The sequence below is a fragment of the Streptomyces sp. NPDC042638 genome, from assembly GCF_040647235.1.
GTDB lineage: Bacteria > Actinomycetota > Actinomycetes > Streptomycetales > Streptomycetaceae > Streptomyces > Streptomyces rameus.
On the sequence record NZ_JBEZBT010000006.1, the window covers coordinates 194,520 to 214,853 of the forward strand.

The following is a 20,334-nucleotide window of genomic DNA, read 5'->3' on the forward strand; positions in this document are numbered from 1 at the left end:
GGTGAACGGCGACTGGCTCCTCCGCGGCCGCGACGGCCGGCTCAGTGTCTACCAGCTGTCGGGCGACGCCGTCCTGTGCCGGGCCGAGCGCGGCCCCCACGGGCCCTGGTCCGCCCCGCGCAGGGTGGGCGGCGAACAGAGACTGCACCCCGTCCTGGCGGCCGGCCAGGGCGCCGACGGCTACACCCACCTGGTCTCCTGGCGGCCCACCCTCAAGGGCGAGGCCGGGCTGGTGCACACCACGCACTTCCGCCCGCACCTGGCCGCCCTGGACTGGCACCCGGTCGGCCACCCGAACAAGAAGGGCGACCGCACCGGCACGCCCGCCGTCGCGGTGGACGCACTGGGCCGCGCCCACGTCTTCGTCCCGAACAGGGGCGGCGGGGTGAGCATGATCATGCAGAAGGAGAAGGGCGGCTGGGACCCCTGGCGGGACCTGAAGGGCCGCGAGGTGCGGGACGGACTGGCCGCGGTCACCGGGGAGTCCGGCAGGGTCGAGCTGTACGCGGCCGTCCCGCAGGGCCTGCTGTACTGGCGTCAGGAGGAGGCGGGCGCCCAGCCCGTGCTCCAGGAGGCCCTGCAGGCCCCGGTCCGCCCCGGCACCCTGCGCGCCCTGGCCACCTCGGCGGACGGCACGACCGTCTTCTACACCGACACCTCCGGCGGCCTGTGCGCCTGGCGCCCGGGCGGCAAGCCGGTCACCCTGCTGCCCGCCGCGGGCCCCGGCCCGGTGTCGGCGATCCGCTGCGAACTGGACGGGTACGACTGCACGCTGCTGGTCCAGCGGACGGCGAGCCGCCGGGTCGCGTTCGCCGCCTATCCGACCGAGCAGGAGTCGGCGGGGGCCTGGTGGACCGAGTCGGGCCCCGAACTGCCGCTGGACGCGCTGGTGTCCCTGGCGAAGGACGAGACGGGCCGGGTGGTGGCGGCGACGTTGTCCCCGTCGACCGGGCGGCTCCACCTGACCCGGCGCAAGGACGAGCAGGGGCTGGCGCTGGAGGCGTGGCGGGAGCTGTGAACCGGGGGCGGGCCGCACGCACCGGGCCGCCGGCGCGACAGCGGTGACCGCACCCCGTGCCCCGGCCGCCCTGCCCGGCGCCCCGGACGGCTACGCCGATGCCCGGCACACCCTGGGGTGTGCCGGGCATCGTACGGCCTGCGCGGTGCCTTACGCCGGGACGCTCGCCACGCCCGGGGCCAGGAACTTCTTGCCGTTCACGCGCTCCGAGACGCCCTCGCGGTCCAGGTACGGCGTGATGCCGCCCAGGTGGAAGGGCCAGCCGGCACCCGTGATGAGGCACAGGTCGATGTCCTGGGCCTCGGCGACGACGCCCTCGTCGAGCATGAGCCCGATCTCCTGCGCCACCGCGTCCAGCACCCGCGCCCGCACCTGCTCCTCGGTGAGCACGGTGTCGCCCTGCTTGAGCAGCGCGGCGACCTCGGGGTCCAGCTCCGGCTTGCCGCTGTCGTAGACGTAGAAGCCGCGCTTGCCCGCCTCGACGACCGCCTTGAGGTTCGGGGAGACCGTGAAGCGGTCCGGGAAGGCCCGGTTGAGGGTCTCCGAGACGTGCAGGCCGATCGCCGGACCCACCAGTTCCAGGAGGACCAGCGGGGACATCGGCAGGCCGAGCGGCTCGATCGCCTTCTCGGCGACCTCGACCGGGGTGCCCTCGTCGATGACGTTCTGGATCTCGCCCATGAAGCGGGTCAGGATGCGGTTCACGACGAACGCCGGGGCGTCCTTGGTGAGGACCGCGGTCTTCTTCAGCTTCTTGGCGACGGCGAACGCGGTCGCGAGGGACGCGTCGTCGGTCTTCTCGCCGCGGACGATCTCCAGCAGCGGCAGGACGGCCACCGGGTTGAAGAAGTGGAAGCCGACGACCCGCTCGGGGTGCTTCAGCTTCGACGCCATCTCCGACACCGACAGGGAGGAGGTGTTGGTGGCGAGGATCGCGTGTGCCGGGGCGACCGCCTCGACCTCCGCGAACACCTGCTGCTTGACACCGATCTCCTCGAACACGGCCTCGATGACGAAGTCCGCGTCCGAGAAGCCCTCCGCCTTGTCCAGGACACCGGTCACCAGCGCCTTGAGGCGGTTGGCCTTGTCCTGGTTGACGCGGCCCTTGCCGAGCAGCTTGTCGATCTCGGCGTGGACGTAGCCCACACCCTTGTCGACGCGCTCCTGGTCGATGTCCGTCAGCACGACGGGCACTTCGAGGCGGCGCAGGAACAGCAGCGCGAGCTGAGAGGCCATCAGACCGGCGCCGACGACGCCGACCTTGGTGACCGGGCGGGCCAGGTTCTTGTCCGGGGCGCCGGCGGGACGCTTGCCGCGCTTCTGCACCAGGTTGAACGCGTAGATGCCGGAGCGCAGTTCGCCGCCCATGATCAGGTCGGCGAGGGCCTGGTCCTCGGCGTCGTAGCCCTGCTGGAGGTCGGCGTTCTTGGCGGCGGCGATGATGTCCAGCGCGCGGTAGGCGGCCGGGGCGGCGCCGTGCACCTTGGAGTCCGCGATGAAGCGGCCCTTGGCGACGGCCTGGTCCCAGGCCTCGCCGCGGTCGATCACCGGACGCTCGACCTTGACCTCGCCCTTGAGCACCTGGGCGGTCCAGATCAGCGACTGCTCCAGGAAGTCGGCGCCCTCGAAGATCGCGTCGGCGATGCCGAGCTCGAAGACCTGCTTGCCCTTGAGCTGCCTGTTCTGGTTCAGGGAGTTCTCGATGATGACCGAGACGGCCTTCTCGGCGCCGATCAGGTTCGGCAGCAGGGTGCAGCCGCCCCAGCCGGGGACCAGACCGAGGAAGACCTCGGGCAGCGAGAACGCCGGGATCGCCTTGGAGACGGTCCGGTAGGTGCAGTGCAGGCCGACCTCGACGCCGCCGCCCATCGCCGCGCCGTTGTAGTACGCGAAGGTCGGGACCGCGAGGCCCCCGAGGCGCTTGAAGACCTCGTGGCCGCCCTTGCCGATGGCGAGCGCGTGCTCGTGCTCCTTCAGCAGCTCGACGCCCTTGAGGTCGGCGCCTACCGCGAAGATGAACGGCTTGCCGGTGATGCCGACGCCGACGATCTCGCCGTCGGCGGCCTCCTTCTCGACCTGGTCGACGGCGGTGTTCAGGTTCGCCAGCGAGGCCGGGCCGAAGGTGGTCGGCTTGGTGTGGTCCAGGCCGTTGTCCAGCGTGATCAGGGCGAAGCGGCCGGCACCGGACGGCAGGTCGAAGTGGCGTACGTGCGCACTGGTGACGACCTCGTCGGGGAACAGCTCGGAAGCCTGCTTCAGAAGCTCGGCGGTGGTGCTCACTTGTCCCCCTCGAAGTGCGGGTTCTCCCAGATGACCGTCGCGCCCATGCCGAAGCCGACGCACATGGTGGTCAGGCCGTAGCGGACGTGCGGCTGCTCCTCGAACTGGCGGGCCAGCTGCGTCATCAGACGGACGCCGGAGGAGGCGAGCGGGTGACCGTAGGCGATGGCGCCGCCGTACTGGTTGACGCGCTCGTCGTCGTCCGCGATGCCGTAGTGCTCGAGGAAGGCGAGGACCTGGACGGCGAAGGCCTCGTTGATCTCGAAGAGACCGATGTCGGAGATGCCGAGGCCCGCCTGGGCGAGGGCCTTCTCCGTGGCCGGGATCGGGCCGTAGCCCATCACCTCCGGCTCGACGCCCGCGAAGGCGTACGACACCAGGCGCATCCTGACCGGCAGGTTGTTCTCGCGGGCGAAGTCCTCGCTCGCGATGATCGACGCGGTGGCGCCGTCGTTCAGACCGGCCGCGTTGCCGGCGGTGACCCGGCCGTGCACGCGGAACGGGGTCTTCAGACCGGCCAGGTTCTCCAGGGTGGTGCCCGGGCGCATCGGCTCGTCGGCCGTGACCAGGCCCCAGCCGGTCTCGCCGGCCTCGGCGTTCGTGCGGCGCACCGAGATCGGCACCAGGTCCTGCTGGATCTTGCCGTTGGCGTACGCCTTGGCGGCCTTCTCCTGCGAGCGCACCGCGTACTCGTCCGCGCGCAGCTTGGTGATCTGCGGGTAGCGGTCGTGCAGGTTCTCCGCGGTCATGCCCATGAACAGGGCGGACTCGTCGACCAGCTTCTCGGAGACGAACCGGGGGTTCGGGTCCACGCCCTCGCCCATCGGGTGGCGGCCCATGTGCTCGACACCACCGGCGATGACGGCGTCGTAGGCGCCGAAGGCGATCGAGCCGGCGGTGGTCGTCACGGCGGTCAGGGCGCCGGCGCACATGCGGTCGATGGAGTAGCCCGGGACGGACTGCGGCAGCCCGGCGAGGATGCCGGCCGTGCGGCCGAGGGTCAGGCCCTGGTCACCGATCTGCGTGGTCGCGGCGATGGCGACCTCGTCGATCTTCTTCGGGTCCAGACCGGGGTTGCGGCGCAGCAGCTCCCGGATCGCCTTCACGACGAGGTCGTCGGCGCGGGTCTCGTGGTAGATGCCCTTCGGGCCCGCCTTGCCGAACGGGGTGCGGACGCCGTCGACGAAGACGACGTCCCTGACGGTACGAGGCACGATGGCTCTCCTCCAGGGTGCGGGGTGGCACTGCTGCGATGCGCTGAGCGCGCGCTCAGGACCCATGCTACTTATGAGTAACGTAACTGCACAGCCCCGCCGCCTGGAGCGGTGAACGTCACACCGGAGGCCGGCCGAGACCCCCGCCCGCCACACGCACCCCGTCTTTCGTGCGGTACCGGGATCTTGGCCGTGCCGTACCGGGATCTTGGCGTGATCTCGACGTCCGGCGTCCGCTGAGCGCCCGCAGGCGGCGCACGCCGGCCATCGCCGGGCGGGTCAGGCCCCGCCCTGCTCCCCCTTGACCCTCAGGGCGTCGACCAGCACCGGCGTCACCAGTTCGATCTGCCACGGACGCGCGCCGTACCCGGCCAGCGCGCCGCTCACGGAACCGGCGTCGGCGGTCTTCGGCGGCTCCCAGCAGATCCGCCGGACCGTGTCCGGGGAGATCACGTTCTCCTGGGGCATGGCGAGCCGCTCGGCGAGAGCCGACACCGCCGCGCGGGCCGCGGACAGCCGGGCCGCGGCGGCGGGGTCCTTGTCGGCCCAGGCCCGCGGCGGAGGCGGCCCGGTCACGGGCTGTCCCGGCTGCGGCAGCCCGGACTCCGGCAGGGACCTGGCCCGGTCCACCGCCGCCTGCCACTGCTCCAGCTGCCGGCGCCCCACCCGGTGCCCGAAACCGTTCAGCGCGGCGAGGGCGTGCACGTTGCCGGGCAGGGCGAGCGCGGCCTCCACGATGGCCGCGTCGCTCAGCACCTTGCCCGGCGACACGTCCCGGCGCTGGGCGATACGGTCCCGGGTCTCCCACAGCTCCCGTACGACGGCGAGCTGCCGGCGCCGGCGCACCTTGTGCATCCCGGACGTACGGCGCCAGGGGTCCTTGCGCGGCTCGGCCGGCGGTGCCGTCGCGATCGCGTCGAACTCCTGCAGTGCCCACTCCAGCTTGCCCTGCCGGTCCAGCTCCTTCTCCAGGGCGTCCCGCAGGTCCACGAGCAGCTCGACGTCGAGCGCGGCGTACCGCAGCCAGGGCTCGGGCAGCGGGCGGGTCGACCAGTCGACGGCGGAGTGGCCCTTCTCCAGGACGTAGCCGAGGACGCCCTCCACCATGGCGCCGAGGCCGACCCGGGGGAAGCCGGCGAGCCGGCCGGCCAGCTCGGTGTCGAACAGGCGGCTGGGGAGCATGCCTATTTCGCGCAGGCAGGGCAGGTCCTGGGTGGCCGCGTGCAGCACCCACTCGACGCCGGACAGGGCCTCGCCGAGCCCGGACAGGTCGGGGCAGGCGACGGGGTCGATCAGCGCGGTGCCGGCGCCTTCACGGCGCAGCTGCACCAGATAGGCGCGCTGGCCGTAGCGGTAGCCGGAGGCGCGCTCGGCGTCCACGGCGACCGGGCCGGAGCCGGCGGCGAAGGCGGCGATCACCTGGGCGAGGGCCGCCTCGTCGGCGACGACGGGCGGAATGCCCTCGCGGGGTTCGAGCAACGGAGTCGGCGCCCCCGTCACAGAAGATCCGGCGTCGTCCGGAGGAGTGCCTCCGGTGGTGCGCAGGGAACTGTCTGCTGCGGTGTCTTGGGCGTCGGTCACCTGTCAAGGGTATCCGTGTACGGACGGCGCCCGTCGACGGAACGTTCCGCCGACGGGCACGGGAGGGGCGTAAACCAGTCAGCTCGGGGCGTGGCTGGTGCACGGGCGTGAAGGCCGGATTCCGCCGAAGGGGGTATCCGCTGGGCTCAGTGGATGATCCCGGTGCGCAGGGCCACGGCCACCATGCCGGCCCGGTCACCCGTGCCCAGCTTGCGGGCGATGCGGGCGAGGTGGCTCTTCACGGTGAGGGCGGACAGTCCCATGGAGACGCCGATCGCCTTGTTCGACTGGCCCTCCGCGACCAGCCGCAGCACCTCGACCTCGCGTCCGGACAGTTCCCGGTAGCCGCCCGGGTGGCTCGGGGCACCCGGGGGGCGGCGGTGCATGCGGGCGGCGGCGCCGAGGGGGGTGGCGCCCGGCCGGCTGGGGAGGCCGATGTTGGTGCGGGTGCCGGTGACGACGTAGCCCTTGACGCCGCCGGCCAGCGCGTTGCGGACCGCGCCGATGTCGTCGGCGGCGGACAGCGCGAGTCCGTTGGGCCAGCCCGCGGCGCGGGTCTCGGACAGGAGGGTGAGGCCGGAGCCGTCGGGGAGGTGGACGTCGGCGACGCAGATGTCGCGCGGGTTGCCGATGCGGGGACGAGCCTCCGCGATGGACGAGGCTTCGATGACATCGCGCACGCCGAGCGCCCACAGATGGCGGGTGACGGTGGAGCGGACGCGCGGGTCGGCCACGACCACCATGGCGGTCGGCTTGTTCGGGCGGTAGGCGACCAGGCTTGCGGGTTGCTCAAGGAGAACGGACACCAGGCCTCCTGGGTGGGGGACGGGGCCGGCTTTGGGGAGGAAGCCGGGACGAACCGTGCTTTCAAGGTCACAGTCGTCTTCGGCAGCAAACTCGTCCGCCTTTAGAGAATGATCACGATCTAGTGAGTAACAATCTGTGCAATTCGGACACGCGATCGATCATCCGAAGATCGAGTCGGTTCGAGCGAGTGCGATTCGAGTGCGGAAAGTGGTCGTATCGACAAAGAGATGGTCAACAGGGCGTTTCGGGGTGATCGCTCAGCGGGTCTCAGCGGGTCTCAGCGGGACTGCGGGCCCCTGCGCTGCGGCAGGGTCACCACCGACGCGTCCCCCGGTCCGGCCGGCGGCAGGCCCGCGACCTGTGCCAGCAGATCGCACCAGGAGAGCAGGTGGGCGGCGGTGTCCGGCACCCCGCCGAGGCCCTCGCGGGGTGTCCACGACGCCCGGATCTCGATCTGCGAGGCGGGCGGACGCTCCGCCAGCCCGCCGAAGTAGTGCGAGCCGGCCCGCGTGATCGTGCCGCTCGGCTCGCCGTAGCCGAGCCCCCGCGCCTGCAGTGCCCCGGTCAGCCACGACCAGCACACCTCGGGCAGCAGCGGATCGGCCGCCATCTCCGCCTCCAGCTCCGCCCGCACCAGCGTCACGAGCCGGAACGTGCCCCGCCACGCCTCGTGCCCGGCCGGGTCGTGCAGCAGCACCAGCCGGCCGTCGGCCAGCTCCTGCTCCCCGTCGACCACCACCGCCTCCAGCGCGTACGCGTACGGGGCGAGCCGCTGCGGGGCCGGCGTCGGCTCCACCTCGACCTGAGGCCTCAGCCGGCTGCCGCGCAGGGCTTCCACCGCGGCCAGAAAGGCCGGCGGCCCCGGCGTACTGGAGCGCCGGTCAGCATCTTCGGTGTCCTTCACGTCGCCCATTCCATCAGCGCTGTCCGACATTCGTCCGTGAGCCGCAGCCATGCGGGGAAGAGTAAGGGGAACCGGGCCCTCGTGCAGGGCAAGACACCCGCTACACACCGCAGGCGCCTGACACGTGCGGCGGGCGGCCTGCCGTACCGCCGGGCTCGATGCCGTGGCCGGGCGGCGTCCCCGCGCCGGGGCGGTCGTGGGGCGGTCGTGGTGGGGGCAGGCGGGTCCCGTCGGGCGGGGTCCGTGCGGGGCGAGTGGGGATCCGGTGGCATGCGAAACTTGGCTCGTGACCGCCAAAGACACCACGCAGCCGACAGCGACGTACGACAGCGCCTTCCTCAAGGCGTGCAGGCGTGAACCGGTGCCGCACACGCCCGTGTGGTTCATGCGCCAGGCCGGCCGCTCCCTGCCCGAGTACCGCAAGGTGCGCGAGGGCATCCCCATGCTCGAGTCCTGCATGCGGCCCGAACTGGTCACCGAGATCACCCTGCAGCCGGTGCGCCGGCACGACGTGGACGCGGCGATCTACTTCAGCGACATCGTCGTCCCGCTCAAGGCCATCGGCGTCGACCTGGACATCAAGCCCGGCGTCGGCCCGGTCGTCGCGGAGCCCGTCCGCACCCGTGCCGACCTGGCCCGGCTGCGCGACCTCAGCCCCGAGGACGTCTCCTACGTCACCGAGGCCATCGGCCTGCTCACCCGCGAGCTGGGCGCCACCCCGCTGATCGGTTTCGCGGGCGCGCCGTTCACCCTCGCGAGCTACCTGGTCGAGGGCGGTCCGTCCCGCACGTACGAGAACGCCAAGGCGATGATGTACGGCGACCCCGAGCTGTGGGCCGACCTGCTGGACCGCCTCGCCGACATCACCGCCGCCTTCCTGAAGGTGCAGATCGAGGCCGGCGCGAGCGCGGTCCAGCTGTTCGACTCCTGGGCCGGCGCGCTCGCCCCGGCCGACTACCGGCACTCGGTCATGCCCGCCTCCGCGAAGGTCTTCGAGGCCGTCGCCGGCTACGGCGTGCCCCGCATCCACTTCGGCGTCGGCACCGGCGAGCTGCTGAAGCTCATGGGCGAGGCGGGCGCGGACGTCGTCGGCGTCGACTGGCGCGTCCCGCTGGACGAGGCCCGGCGCCGCGTCGGCCCCGGCAAGGCGCTCCAGGGCAACCTGGACCCGACCGTCCTGTTCACCGACAAGGACACCGTCGAGACCAAGGCGCGCGAGGTGCTCGACGCCGCCGCCGGCCTGGAGGGGCACGTCTTCAACCTCGGCCACGGCGTCATGCCGAACACCGACCCGGACGCGCTGACCCGGCTCGTGGAGTACGTCCACACCGCCACCGCGCGCTGACTCACCAGGAGTAGTGGGGCCGTGCCCGCCTGCCGAACAGCAGGCCGGGCGGCTCCGGCGGGGGAGGCGTGCCGGGCTTGAGCGGCCAGGCCAGCAGCATGCCCGCCACGAAGCCGACCACGTGCGCCGCGTACGCCACCGTGCCGGCGCCGGACACCCCGTGCCCGGACGAGTACACCGCCTGGAGCCCGAACCAGAAGCCCAGCACCAGCCAGGCGGGCAGCCGCAGCGGCAGGAAGACCAGGAACGGCACCAGAACCCACACCCTGGCCTTCGGGTACAGCACCAGATAGGCGCCGAGGACCCCGGCGATCGCCCCCGAGGCGCCGATCAGCGGGTCGGTGGAGTCGGCGTTCAGCAGCGCGAAGCCGTAGCCGGCCGCGTAGCCGCAGGCGACGTAGAAGAGGAAGTAGCGGATGTGGCCCATCCGGTCCTCGACGTTGTTGCCGAAGATCAGCAGGAAGAGCATGTTGCCCAGCAGGTGCAGCCAGCCGCCGTGCAGGAACATCGCCGTGAAGACCGACAGCACCGGCGACTTGTCGTAGGCCGGCGGCCCCACGACGCAGCCCGGGCCGTGCGGACCCAGGCCGACCGCTCCGGTCGGGACGACCCCGGGGAGCTGGTCGTGGATCAGCTCGCGCGGTACCGCCGCGTAGTGGTCCATGAAGGCGTGCAGGTGGCACAGCTGTGCCAGATCACCGCTGCCGGCCACGGAACCGGCTATGCCGGGCGTGGTGATGAACACCAGCACGTTGGCGGCGATGAGCGCGTACGTCACCCAGGGCGTGCGGCGCACCGGGTTCACGTCATGGACGGGGATGACCACACAGGAGTTGTGCCCGCGATCGGGCGGCCGAATCGGTGAACGGCGCCGGGGGACGTTGCGTATCTCTTCTCAACCGACGTGAGGATCAGGCGATGACGAACGCTGCGCAGGTTCCGGCGATGCATGCTCTGCCCGACGGCGAGGCCGAACTGTCCTTGGTGGTGCGGCTCCCCTGGGAGGACCTCGCCCGGCTCGGCCAGGAGGCCGGGCGGCTGGCCTCCCAGATGCAGCGGCCCGTGACGCTGGACGAGGCGGTGAGTTACCGGCTGAGGTCCACCCGGCCGTCCGCCACGCACGCCAAGCCCTCCGGGGAGCAGCCGGCGGCGGTGTCCGCCCTGCCGAGGATCAGCGGCACGGCCTAGGCACCCCGTACCCGCGCCGCCGCCTTCCGCGCCGCCACCAGGACCGGGTCCCACACGGGTGAGAAGGGCGGGGCATAGCCCAGGTCGAGGGCCGTCATCTGGTCCACCGTCATCCGCGCGGTCAGTGCCACCGCCGCGATGTCGACCCGCTTCCCCGCTCCCTCCCTGCCGACGATCTGCACGCCGAGCAGCCGGCCCGTGCGGTACTCGGCGAGCATCTTGACCGTCATGGGGGCGGCACCGGGGTAGTAGCCGGCGCGGCTCGTCGACTCGATGGTGACCGCCTCGAACCGCAGGCCCACCCGGCGCGCGTCCTTCTCCCGCAGGCCGGTGCGGGCGATCTCCAGGTCGCAGACCTTGCTCACCGCCGTGCCGACGACGCCGGGGAAGGTGGCGTATCCGCCGCCGGCGTTGGTGCCGATGACCTGGCCGTGCTTGTTGGCGTGGGTGCCGAGCGGCACGTACTGCTCCTGTCCGGAGACCAGGTTCAGCACCTCGACGCAGTCGCCGCCCGCCCAGATGTCCTCGTGCCCGCGCACCCGCATCGCGAGGTCGGTGAGCAGACCGCCGTGGGCGCCCAGCGGGAGGCCGGCCGCCCGGGCGAGGGCGGTCTCCGGGCGGACGCCGATGCCCAGGATCACCACGTCCGCGGGGTACTCGGCGTCCTGCGTGGCCACCGCCCGGACCCGGCCGTCCTGACCGGTGAGGATCTTGGTGACCTCGGTGTCGTTCACCATCGTGATGCCGAGGCCCTCCATGGCCCGGTGCACCAGCCGGCCCATGTCCGGGTCCAGCGTCGACATGGGCTCCTTGCCGCGATTGACGACCGTCACCTCGAAACCCCGGTTGATCAGCGCCTCGGCCATCTCGACGCCGATGTAACCGGCGCCCACCACCACCGCCCTGCGGCCACGCGTGCGTGCCAGCGTCTCCAGCAGGGCCTGGCCGTCGTCCAGCGTCTGCACACCGTGCACGCCGGGGGCGTCCGCGCCGGGCAGGTCCGGGCGGACGGGACGGGCGCCGGTGGCGATCACGAGCTTGTCGTACGACGTCCAGGACTCGGCGCCGGAGTCGACGTCACGCGCGCGTACCCGCCGGCCGGCCGGGTCGATCTCCGTGACCTCCGTGCGCATCCGCAGGTCGATGTCGCGCGCGCGGTGCTCCTCGGGCGTACGGGCGATGAGCTGGTCCCGTTCGGGGACCTCGCCGCCCACCCAGTACGGGATGCCGCACGCCGAGTAGGAGCTGAAGTGCCCCCGTTCGAAGGCCACGATCTCCAGTTCCCCGGAGCCCCTCAGCCGCCGTGCCTGCGACGCCGCGGACATGCCCGCGGCGTCGCCCCCGATCACGACCAGTCGTTCCCTGCCCCCGCCGCCGCGTCCAGTGCTCATGCTCATGGGAACACGCTACGGCGCGCGGGCCGTTCAGCCCCGGCCCCCCTTCCTCGTTCCCCCGCTCTCCCCGGTCTCCGCAGTCCCGCCGGTCTCCCTGGTCGCCGCTGTCGCCGCTGTCGCCGTGGTCGCCGCGGCGGAGTCCGGCGCCGGGCGGGCCGACGGCAGCGGGCCGAGCGCGGTCACGGCCCACGCCGACCCGGCCCGGCGCGGCAGCCGGGGGCGCACGACCCGCCGCCACAGCAGCGCCAGCAGGGCGGCGAGGGCCGCGAACGGCAGGGCGGCGCCGAGTGCCAGGGCGATGAGGCGCAGCGTCGAGACGAACACGTGCCAGCCGCCCGCCAGCGCGTCCGTGAAACCCGGTGAGCCGTCCGCCCGCCGGACCGGGGTCTCGGACAGCGACAGGGTGATGGTGGCCAGGCTCGTGCGGTCCTTCAGCGACGCCTGCCGGGCCAGCAGCGACTCCAGGTCGGCCTGACGGGTGCTCAGCTCGCCCTCCAGCGAGACGACGTCACTCAGCCTGGTCGCCTTCGCCATCAGCGCGCGGATCCGGTCCACGCTGGCCCGCTGCGACGTGACGCGGCTGTCCACGTCCACGACCTGGTCGGTGACGTCGACCGCCCTGGCCGTGCGCTCGACCAGCCGGCCCGTGCCCTGGAGGCCGGTGAGGACCTCGTCGTACCGCTCGGTGGGCACGCGCAGCACCACGCGGGTCTGCTCGTGGCCGTCGGCGTCCCGGTTCGTGGTCTCGTTGCCGACGAAGCCGCCCGCGTGCTCGGCGGTCGTGCGGGCCGTGCCGAGCGCCTTGGGCACGTCCTCGACCTCCACGGTCAGGGACGCGGTGCGGATGACGGCGTCCGGGGTCGGCTTCGGCGTCGCCCGGGTGGCCTTCCCGCCCCCCGCCGTGCCGCCGGGGGCTCCGGCCCGCGCGCCGCCGACGGCCGAGGCGGCCTTGGAGTCACCGCCGCCCGAGCCGTCGGCGCTGCACCCGGCGAGCGCCAGGGAGACGGCGAGCAGGACCCCGGACAGGATCCGGGTGCAGCGGGTGCAGCGGGTGGAGCGAGGTGTGCGCATGGGCGGTACCCCCGAGAGCCGTGGCAGGTGACGGTCCTTCGACGCCGGGGCCGGCGGGAACGTTGGACGCCGCCGGTTCCGATGCGGTCACGATGCGGACTCGGCCCGGACACCGGGTCCCGGGGGGAGTGCCGGTGGGGTCTGAGAGAGTGGGGGACATGAGCGCAACGGACAGGGGCTTGGGGCACGTCGTCGTCATCGGGGCCGGTATCGCCGGGCTGGCCGCCGCGCACCGGCTGCTGGGACGCGGAGCGCGCGTGACCGTACTGGAGGCCGGCGACCGGGTCGGCGGCAAGCTGCTGCCCGGCGAGATCGCCGGTGTGCGCGTCGACCTGGGCGCCGAGTCCATGCTCGCCCGCCGCCCCGAGGCCGTGACGCTCGCGCGCGAGGCGGGACTGGGCGAGCACCTCCAGCCGCCGGCCACCGCCACCGCCTCGATCTGGACCCGGGGCGCCCTGCGCCCCATGCCCAAGGGCCATGTGATGGGCGTGCCCGGCACCGCCGCCGCGCTCTCCGGCGTCCTCTCCGAGGAGGGTCTGAGCCGCATCGAGCGCGACGCCGACCTGCCCCGCACCGAGATCGGCGACGACGTCGCCGTGGGGGAGTACGTGGCGGCCCGGCTCGGCCGCGAGGTCGTCGACCGGCTGGTCGAACCCCTGCTCGGCGGGGTGTACGCGGGCGACGCCTACCGCATCTCGATGCGCTCGGCCGTACCGCAGCTCTTCCAGGCCGCCCGCGCCCACACCTCCCTCACCGAGGGCGTCCGGGAGATCCAGGCGCAGGCCGCGGCGGGCGGGCGGACCGGGCCGGTCTTCATGGGCATCGCCGGCGGGGTCGGGCGGCTGCCGCTCGCGGTCGCCGCGTCCGTGCGCGCGCGGGGCGGCGAGATCCTGACCCGCACGCCCGCCCGGGAACTGCGCCGGGAGGCGGCCGGCGGCTGGCGGATCACCGCCGGTGAGCGCGTGCTGCACGCCGACGCCGTGATCGTCGCCGTACCCGCCCCGGCCGCCGCCGCCCTGCTGCGGGCCGAGTCCCCCGGGGCCGCCGCCGAGCTGGCCGCCGTCGAGTACGCCTCGATGGCGCTGATCACGCTCGCCTACCGGAGCGCCGGACTGGGCCTGCCCGAGGGCAGCGGCTTCCTCGTGCCGCCCGTCGACGGCCGCACCGTCAAGGCGTCCACCTTCGCCTCCCGCAAGTGGGGCTGGATCGCGGAGGAGGACCCGGACGTGGTCGTGCTGCGCACGTCCGTGGGCCGCCACGGCGAGACGGAGGTGCTCGGCCGCGACGACGCCGACCTGGTGGAGGCGTCCCGGCACGACCTGCGGGAGGCCGCCGGTGTGGACGCCGTGCCCCTGGAGACCCGGGTCACCCGCTGGACCGACGGTCTGCCCCAGTACCCCGTCGGACACCACGCGCGCGTGGCCCGCGTGCGCGAGCAGGTGGCGAAGCTCCCGGGGCTCGCGGTGTGCGGCGCCCAGTACGACGGCGTCGGCATCCCGGCGTGCATCGCCGGGGCGTACGCGGCGGTGGACCAGCTGGCCGGCGACCTGACGGGGGTGGCGGAGCTGACCGCCAACCCGGTGCAGAGCCTGCACGGCGGGGCGGGAGAATAGGGACCATGAGTGACGACGCCCCCATCACCGAGTCCGGCAGGATCCCGAACAAGGGCAAGCTGGCCAAGGACCTCAACGAGGTCATCCGCTACACCCTCTGGTCGGTCTTCAGGCTGAAGGACGTGCTGCCGGAGGACCGCGCGGGATACGCCGACGAGGTCCAGGAGCTGTTCGACCAGCTCGCCGCCAAGGACGTGACGGTCCGCGGCACCTACGACGTCTCCGGTCTGCGCGCCGACGCCGACCTCATGATCTGGTGGCACGCCGAGACCAGCGACCAGCTCCAGGAGGCGTACAACCTCTTCCGCCGCACGAAGCTGGGCCGCGCGCTCACGCCCGTCTGGTCGAACATGGCGCTGCACCGCCCGGCCGAGTTCAACCGCTCGCACATCCCGGCGTTCCTCGCCGACGAGACGCCGCGGAACTACGTGAGCGTCTACCCCTTCGTGCGCTCCTACGACTGGTACCTGCTGCCCGACGAGGACCGCCGCCGCATGCTCGCCGACCACGGCAAGATGGCCCGCGGCTACCCGGACGTGCGCGCCAACACGGTCGCCTCGTTCTCCCTGGGCGACTACGAGTGGATGCTGGCCTTCGAGGCCGACGAGCTGTACCGCATCGTCGACCTCATGCGGCACCTGCGCGGCTCCGAGGCCCGGATGCACGTCCGCGAGGAGGTCCCGTTCTACACGGGCCGCCGCAAGTCCGTGGCCGACCTGGTGGCGGGCCTGGCGTAGCCCCCCGAAGGGGCGCGGGGAACCGCGCGACAGGCCACGGCACACCCGGAGCCGCCGACGGACCTCACGCGGCGCCCCGGTGGGCGGCCCGACGTCAGGCGCCCTTGCCCTTCAACGCGTCCCGCCGGACCCCTTTGCCGGCCGGACCGCCGGAGGCGACCGGTTCCGGGCGCGGCGCGCACGAGGCGTGCCGCGCCGGGAGGCGGCCCTCCAGCAGATACGCGTCCAGGTGACCGTTGACGCACCGGTTGGGTCCGCCCCCGATGCCGTGCGTTCCCGCGTCCCGCTCGGTCACCAGCACCGAGCCGGCCAGCCGCCGGTTCATCTCCAGGGCGCCCTGGTACGGCGCCGCGGCGTCCCGCTCGGCCGCCAGGATCATCACCGGCGGCAGCTCACCGGGCCCGGTCCGCACGTCCAGTGGCTGCCGCCGGGGCGCCGGCCAGTAGGCGCACGGCAGGTTCATCCACGCGTTGTCCCAGGTCTCGAAGGGTGCCACCCGGGCGAGCCGGGTGTTGTCGCGGTCCCACACCTTCCAGTCCGTCGGCCAGGGCGCGTCATTGCACTCCACCGCCGTGTACACCGCTCTGCCGTTCTCCGCCTCGGTGGCCGTCTCCGGGCTCGGCGCGGCCAGCCGGACCAGCGGCGCGGGATCGCCGTGCAGGTACGCCGAGAGGGCCGCGGCCCGGCTCGGCCAGAAGTCGTCGTAGTAGCCCGCCATCAGGAACGCGTTCTGCAGCTGGCCGGGACCGACCTTGCCGCCCGCCGCCTTCCCCGCCAGCCGCTCGCGCGCGGTGTCGTAGGCGCGCTGCACCTTCGCGGGGGTGGCACCGAGCCGGTACACGTCGTCGTGCCGGGCGATCCAGTCACGGAAGTCGGCCCAGCGCTCCTCGAACGCCGCCGACTGGTCCAGGTTGCTGCGGTACCAGACCGTGTGCGGGTCCGGGTTCACCGCCGAGTCCAGCACCATGCGCCGCACGTGCGAGGGGAACATCGCCGCGTACAGCGCGCCGAGGTAGGTGCCGTACGACGCCCCCATGAAGGTCAGCCGGTCCTCGTCCAGCGCGGCTCGCAGGACGTCCAGGTCCCGGGCGTTGTTGAGGGAGTTGTAGAACCTGAGCCCGCTGCCGGAGCGCTGGGCGCAGCCGCGCGCGTACGCCTTCGCCTGGGTGATCCGCTGCCGCTTGTACGCCTCGGACGGGTGGGCGGGTGACGTGGTGGGCGCCTTGAAGAGACGTTTCGGGTCCTGGCAGGACAGCGCGGCCGAGCGGCCCACCCCGCGCGGGGCGTAGCCGACCAGGTCGTAGGCGGCGGCGATCCCCTTCCACTGCGGGACCGTGCCGACCAGCGGGAAGTACATGCCGGAGGCGCCGGGGCCGCCCGGGTTGTAGAGCAGGGCGCCCTGCCGGGGGACCTTCCGCTTGCTGTTGTGCGGGTCCTTCTGGGTGGCCGGGGCACGGCTGACGGTCAGCTTGATCTGCTTGCCCCCGGGGTGCGCGTAGTCCAGCGGGACGGACACCGTGCCGCACCGCACGTCGGCCGTCGTCCGCGGCACGTCGGCGGCGGAGCACGGGCCGAAGTCGATGCCGGCCGCCCGGGCGCGGGCCACGGCGACCGCGGTGCCGCGCAGTTCGGCGGTGCCGGGGGCGTGCGGGGTGCCGGGCGCGCCGCCCGCCGGGGCCGCCGCCAGGGTGGTCAGCAGCAGGGACCCGGCGGTCGAGTAGAGGGCGGCAGCTTTCATCGCGTATCCCTTCGGTGCGCGGCGGCGATGGCACGGCTGCCACGGCCCGGCGACAACAGAAGGGATGTTTCGTTCGGTTGTGGGGGAAGGCAAGACCATCCGCCCGGTGTCGGCGCCATTGCCCCCTATGCGCCCCCCGAAGCCGCCGCGCTCACTCCCGCCAGGGCTGGTCGCGGTGGGTGAAGGCCGCGCGCAGCTCCGGTTCGCCGATCGCGCGGATGCCGCGTACGGCGACGGAGGTGAGGAACGACCTCTCGTCACCGGCCGGCTTCCCGGCCAGCGTGCTCAGCAGCCGCTGGCCGGCGGGGGAGGCCCAGCGCGAGTACGGATGCACCTCGAACCGGGCGACCGCCAGGCAGCTCAGCGCCAGCGTGAGGGGCAGGGCGAACCACAGGCCCACCAGCAGACGCGGTGTACCCGACTGGCCGGGCAGCAGCAGTGCGGTGGCGCCCAGCACCGTCACGGCCAGCGCGGCGGCCCGTACCTGGCGGACGGCCGACCCCACCGTCGTGCCCGTGCCCTCGGGGACCGCGAGTCCCGCGTGCACCAGCCCGTCGGCCAGCCGGCGCACGGCCTCGGCGCCGGCCGCCCGGGTCCGCACCGGCGCGATCCGTGACTGCCCCTCGGGCCCTATGGCCCCTATGACGGACCGCTCCATCTCGTCGCGCCCCCGCGGGTCCACCACCGTGGCCCAGCCGGTGTGCGCGAGCAGCAGTCGCCGCTGGCGGGCCATGGAGACCAGGGTCACGTCGGCGACCCGCGCCGGGCCGCCGGAGAGGAAGGCCGCCTCGTACAGCGTCAGATCATGCTCCCGGGCCGTCGGCGTTTCACGCGCGTCCGCGGCTGCCGCGCGAACGGCCGCCAGGCACAGCCGGGCACAGGCCGTACCGGCGAAAGACCAGGCCAGGAGGAGGAGAAGGACCCAGAACATGACGTGTTTGTATGCCAGGGGCCTGCTCGGACGCCATGCCCTGTTCACGATCCGGACGGAGTGTTGCCGGTATGTGACGTTCCGTTTCCTGGCCCGGTCAAGGGGCGTGAGGTGCCGTCAGGGACTGCTCGTCACCGACGGCACGACCGGCACGGCGGCGTCCGGGTCGACCTCCGGCGGGGTTGGCACCGGGGACGCGGAGGCCGCCAGGTCCTCCGCCAGTGCGGAGAAGTCGACGTAACCCGTCGCCTCCAGGACCTTGATGTGGTCCAGCACGGTCGCGTTGGCGTCGTCGGCGAGATCGCGGACCAGCGAGTTCTGGGTGCCGGCCCGGACCTGGGCGACGAGGGAGAACACCCGGCCGTGCGCGAGCCGCAGGAGGCCGGCGAACCGGCGGTCGAAGTCCTGCCCCTCGGCCGCGTTCAGGGTGGCGAGCCACTGCTTCTGCTGCTCGTTGGGCTCGTTGGGCAGCGCCACTCCGAGCTGGGTGGCGACGGTCCGGACGTGCGCGTCCAGGGACGTGTGGCCGTCGACGAGGTGCTGCCCCGCCAGGCGGACGGCCGGGGTCGTGCCCTTGCGCCGCGCCAGCTCTCCGGCGGGCAGCTCCCACAGTCCGGCCAGCCGGACCTTGGTGACGAAGTCCCGGTCCTGCTCGGACAGCGGTCCGTACGGCGTCGTCACGGTGTGCGCGCTCAGCACGTTCGCGCTCGCCGGGTCCTGCCGGCCCGCGTAGGACCACAGCGGGACGAGCAGGGCGACGACCGTCGCCGCGAGGGCGATGACGATGAGCCCGGTGCCGCTGAACGGGCCTCGGCCGTGGACGGGGGGACGCGGTCGCATGGTGTTGCCTCCTGCGCCGCACGCCGGGGGTGCTGGGGTGGGTGCGGGGTTGGCATATTACTGGGGCCCGGGGACGCGCTCGTGCGCGCGGTGTCCGGCGAGCGGCTCGCCCGGGGGCCGCGGGGGCGAGGTGTGCGGCCCCGCGGGAGGCGTTGTGGCCGGTCGCGCTGTTCCGTGCGTCCTTCGGGCGCCGGGTCAGGTTCGGCGGCGCAGGACCGTGCGCAGCGCCCGGGCCGTGAATCCCCGCTGTCGCGGAGCCGGTCCCACGCGGTCCAGCCACCACTCCCGCAGCTCCCGCCGCGCGCCCGCGTCACCCGGCCGCCCCAGCTTCAGCAGATGCCCGGCGAAGTCCAGCGCGTCCCGCCGGTACCCCTCTCTCATCGGCCGCTGCCGGGCGTACTCAAGGAACGCCTCCCGGTATCCCGCCCCCAGGATCACCGGCAGGTCGGGGGCCACCTTCGCCACCACGCCCGCCCGCTTCGCCGCGAGCGCCCGCGCCTGAACGCCCATCCGCACCCGGTCGAACCCCTCCGGCACCGGCGTCCCCGCCACCAGGGACGACAGCACGGCGGCCTGGGCCATCCCGAGCCGCTCGCGCACACCGGCCACCGGCCGCGCCAGGACACCGACGCCCCCGTCCCCCGCAGCGGCGGCGCCCGCCGTCGCCGTCCCCTTCGCCGCCGTCGTTCCCGCCGGGCGTGACCGGCCGCCGGCCGCCACCGCGTCCCGGACGGCGCGCAACTCCTGCTCCAGCTCGGCGGGTCCGGGAAAGTCCTCGTCCCGTTCCAGGAGGACCCCGGGCGGCGCGACCCGGGCGGCGAGGCCGGTCAGGATGTCCAGCACCGGGCGCGGCACCGGGTGCGCGTGGCTGTCGTGCCAGACGCCGTCGCGCTCGACGCCGCCCGCGACATGGACGTAGGCGATCGCCTCCAGGGGCAGCTCGGCCAGGGCCTCGGCCGGGTCCTCGCCCCGGTTGACGTGGTTGGTGTGCAGGTTGGCCACGTCGATCAGCAGACGTACGCCGGTCCGCTCGACCAGCTCGGACAGGAACTGCCCCTCGGTCAGCTCCTCTCCCGGCCAGGAGAACAGCGCGGCGATGTTCTCCAGGGCCAACGGCACCGGCAGCGCGTCCTGGGCGATACGGACGTTCTCGCACAGCACGTCCAGCGCGTCCCGGGTGCGGGGCACGGGCAGCAGATGGCCGGCCTCCAGAAGCGGGGACGCGGTGAGCGTGCCGCCGGCCCGGACGAAGGCGATGTGCTCGGTGACCAGCGGGGAACCGAGGGCCTCCGCGCGCTCGCCCAGGGCCGTCAACCGCCCCTCGTCGGGACGGTCCGCGCCGCCGAGGCCGAGGGAGACACCGTGCGGGACCACCGTCACACCGCGCTCGCGCAACCGCAGCAGCGACTCCGGGAGGTGCCCCGGGCAGACGTTCTCCGCCACCACCTCCACCCAGTCGATGCCCGGCATCCCCTCCACGGCGTCCGCGATCTCCGGCCGCCAGCCGATCCCCGTCCCCAGTCGCCGCATGCTGCCTCCCCCTCCTCGCCCCCGTGCTCGTGTGCCGAGCGACGGGGGTATGGCCCCGGCGGGCGGCGCCGAACCCCCTCCCGCTCGCGTTCAGAGCAACATTTGAGGTTCGGTCCCGCCCCGGCCACCGCCGCGGCGCCCGG

The 20,334-nt window shown here is 73.4% G+C and carries 17 protein-coding genes; 5 read left to right on the forward strand and 12 right to left on the reverse strand.

The window, feature by feature from the left end; translation table 11 throughout:
- The first annotated feature begins 1 nt into the window (after position 1).
- Positions 2 to 1,018 carry a hypothetical protein gene (locus AB0B40_RS08010; protein ID WP_362263523.1) on the forward strand — a complete coding sequence of 339 codons (1,017 nt, stop codon included), beginning with the start codon at positions 2 to 4 and terminating at the stop codon, positions 1,016 to 1,018.
- A gap of 150 nt (positions 1,019 to 1,168) precedes the next feature.
- On the opposite strand, the gene AB0B40_RS08015 is transcribed toward AB0B40_RS08010, so the two are convergent.
- The 5 genes from AB0B40_RS08015 to AB0B40_RS08035 form a co-directional block, all read right to left on the reverse strand.
- The gene (locus AB0B40_RS08015; protein ID WP_345051859.1) at positions 1,169 to 3,298 is read right to left on the reverse strand and encodes a 3-hydroxyacyl-CoA dehydrogenase NAD-binding domain-containing protein; all 2,130 of its coding nucleotides are present in this window, start codon (positions 3,296 to 3,298) and stop codon (positions 1,169 to 1,171) included.
- Complete coding sequence (locus tag AB0B40_RS08020; RefSeq protein WP_345051856.1) at positions 3,295 to 4,512, reverse strand: acetyl-CoA C-acyltransferase; 1,218 nt, start codon at positions 4,510 to 4,512, stop codon at positions 3,295 to 3,297. Before AB0B40_RS08020 ends, AB0B40_RS08015 begins: the two co-directional genes overlap by 4 nt.
- Positions 4,513 to 4,791: 279 nt before the next feature.
- Positions 4,792 to 6,093, reverse strand: coding sequence for a ribonuclease D (locus AB0B40_RS08025; RefSeq protein WP_345051854.1), 1,302 nt, complete (start codon positions 6,091 to 6,093; stop codon positions 4,792 to 4,794).
- Positions 6,094 to 6,239: 146 nt separating this feature from the next.
- A complete protein-coding gene (locus AB0B40_RS08030; RefSeq protein WP_121786344.1) occupies positions 6,240 to 6,899 on the reverse strand; it encodes a response regulator transcription factor in 660 nt (219 codons plus the stop codon).
- 278 nt (positions 6,900 to 7,177) lie between these two features.
- Positions 7,178 to 7,813, reverse strand: a complete 636-nt coding sequence (locus AB0B40_RS08035; protein ID WP_345052286.1) for a DUF3000 domain-containing protein — start codon at positions 7,811 to 7,813, stop codon at positions 7,178 to 7,180.
- 277 nt (positions 7,814 to 8,090) lie between these two features.
- On the opposite strand from AB0B40_RS08035, the gene hemE reads away from it, so the two are divergent.
- Complete coding sequence (gene hemE, locus AB0B40_RS08040) at positions 8,091 to 9,149, forward strand: uroporphyrinogen decarboxylase (protein WP_345051850.1); 1,059 nt, start codon at positions 8,091 to 8,093, stop codon at positions 9,147 to 9,149.
- Between the two features lies 1 nt (position 9,150).
- Here hemE and AB0B40_RS08045 read toward each other — a convergent pair whose 3' ends face one another.
- Positions 9,151 to 9,975: a rhomboid family intramembrane serine protease gene (locus AB0B40_RS08045; protein ID WP_345051848.1), complete on the reverse strand. Its 825-nt coding sequence runs from the start codon at positions 9,973 to 9,975 to the stop codon at positions 9,151 to 9,153.
- Between the two features lie 92 nt (positions 9,976 to 10,067).
- Here AB0B40_RS08045 and AB0B40_RS08050 point away from each other — a divergent pair, with 92 nt between their 5' ends.
- Positions 10,068 to 10,337, forward strand: a complete 270-nt coding sequence (locus AB0B40_RS08050; RefSeq protein ID WP_345051845.1) for a hypothetical protein — start codon at positions 10,068 to 10,070, stop codon at positions 10,335 to 10,337.
- Here AB0B40_RS08050 and AB0B40_RS08055 read toward each other — a convergent pair.
- Positions 10,334 to 11,734 carry an FAD-dependent oxidoreductase gene (locus tag AB0B40_RS08055; RefSeq protein ID WP_345051843.1) on the reverse strand — a complete coding sequence of 467 codons (1,401 nt, stop codon included), beginning with the start codon at positions 11,732 to 11,734 and terminating at the stop codon, positions 10,334 to 10,336. The two genes, AB0B40_RS08050 and AB0B40_RS08055, sit on opposite strands and share 4 nt — an antisense overlap.
- A 27-nt stretch (positions 11,735 to 11,761) precedes the next feature.
- On the reverse strand, positions 11,762 to 12,802 hold the full coding sequence (locus AB0B40_RS08060) for a DUF4349 domain-containing protein (protein ID WP_362263524.1): 1,041 nt from the start codon (positions 12,800 to 12,802) through the stop codon (positions 11,762 to 11,764).
- Between the two features lie 158 nt (positions 12,803 to 12,960).
- Between AB0B40_RS08060 and hemG the strand changes: the two genes are divergently transcribed.
- Positions 12,961 to 14,415, forward strand: coding sequence for a protoporphyrinogen oxidase (gene hemG / locus AB0B40_RS08065; protein ID WP_345051838.1), 1,455 nt, complete (start codon positions 12,961 to 12,963; stop codon positions 14,413 to 14,415).
- Positions 14,416 to 14,420: 5 nt separating this feature from the next.
- The gene (hemQ, locus tag AB0B40_RS08070; protein ID WP_345051835.1) at positions 14,421 to 15,152 is read left to right on the forward strand and encodes a hydrogen peroxide-dependent heme synthase; all 732 of its coding nucleotides are present in this window, start codon (positions 14,421 to 14,423) and stop codon (positions 15,150 to 15,152) included.
- A 94-nt stretch (positions 15,153 to 15,246) separates the two neighbouring features.
- Here the strand turns inward: hemQ and AB0B40_RS08075 are convergent, their stop codons facing one another.
- From AB0B40_RS08075 to AB0B40_RS08090, 4 genes are all read right to left on the reverse strand, one after another.
- Positions 15,247 to 16,890 (reverse strand): alpha/beta hydrolase, encoded by a 1,644-nt coding sequence (locus tag AB0B40_RS08075; protein WP_362263525.1) that lies wholly within the window; start codon positions 16,888 to 16,890, stop codon positions 15,247 to 15,249.
- A 151-nt stretch (positions 16,891 to 17,041) separates the two neighbouring features.
- A complete protein-coding gene (locus AB0B40_RS08080) occupies positions 17,042 to 17,821 on the reverse strand; it encodes a TIGR04222 domain-containing membrane protein (RefSeq protein ID WP_345051829.1) in 780 nt (259 codons plus the stop codon).
- Between the two features lie 117 nt (positions 17,822 to 17,938).
- A complete protein-coding gene (locus AB0B40_RS08085) occupies positions 17,939 to 18,661 on the reverse strand; it encodes a DUF4142 domain-containing protein (protein WP_345051826.1) in 723 nt (240 codons plus the stop codon).
- 195 nt (positions 18,662 to 18,856) lie between these two features.
- The gene (locus AB0B40_RS08090) at positions 18,857 to 20,191 is read right to left on the reverse strand and encodes a DUF692 domain-containing protein (RefSeq protein WP_362263526.1); all 1,335 of its coding nucleotides are present in this window, start codon (positions 20,189 to 20,191) and stop codon (positions 18,857 to 18,859) included.
- Positions 20,192 to 20,334 lie beyond the last annotated feature (143 nt).

Coding starts and splice junctions, on each gene's coding strand:
- AB0B40_RS08035 (WP_345052286.1), bottom strand. CDS start 7,813: ATGGGCGACGTGAAGGACACCGAAGATGCTGACCGGCGCTCCAGTACG.
- AB0B40_RS08050 (WP_345051845.1), top strand. CDS start 10,068: ATGACGAACGCTGCGCAGGTTCCGGCGATGCATGCTCTGCCCGACGGC.
- AB0B40_RS08055 (WP_345051843.1), bottom strand. CDS start 11,734: ATGAGCATGAGCACTGGACGCGGCGGCGGGGGCAGGGAACGACTGGTC.
- AB0B40_RS08060 (WP_362263524.1), bottom strand. CDS start 12,802: ATGCGCACACCTCGCTCCACCCGCTGCACCCGCTGCACCCGGATCCTG.
- hemG (WP_345051838.1), top strand. CDS start 12,961: ATGAGCGCAACGGACAGGGGCTTGGGGCACGTCGTCGTCATCGGGGCC.
- hemQ (WP_345051835.1), top strand. CDS start 14,421: ATGAGTGACGACGCCCCCATCACCGAGTCCGGCAGGATCCCGAACAAG.
- AB0B40_RS08075 (WP_362263525.1), bottom strand. CDS start 16,890: ATGAAAGCTGCCGCCCTCTACTCGACCGCCGGGTCCCTGCTGCTGACC.
- AB0B40_RS08080 (WP_345051829.1), bottom strand. CDS start 17,821: ATGTTCTGGGTCCTTCTCCTCCTCCTGGCCTGGTCTTTCGCCGGTACG.
- AB0B40_RS08085 (WP_345051826.1), bottom strand. CDS start 18,661: ATGCGACCGCGTCCCCCCGTCCACGGCCGAGGCCCGTTCAGCGGCACC.
- AB0B40_RS08090 (WP_362263526.1), bottom strand. CDS start 20,191: ATGCGGCGACTGGGGACGGGGATCGGCTGGCGGCCGGAGATCGCGGAC.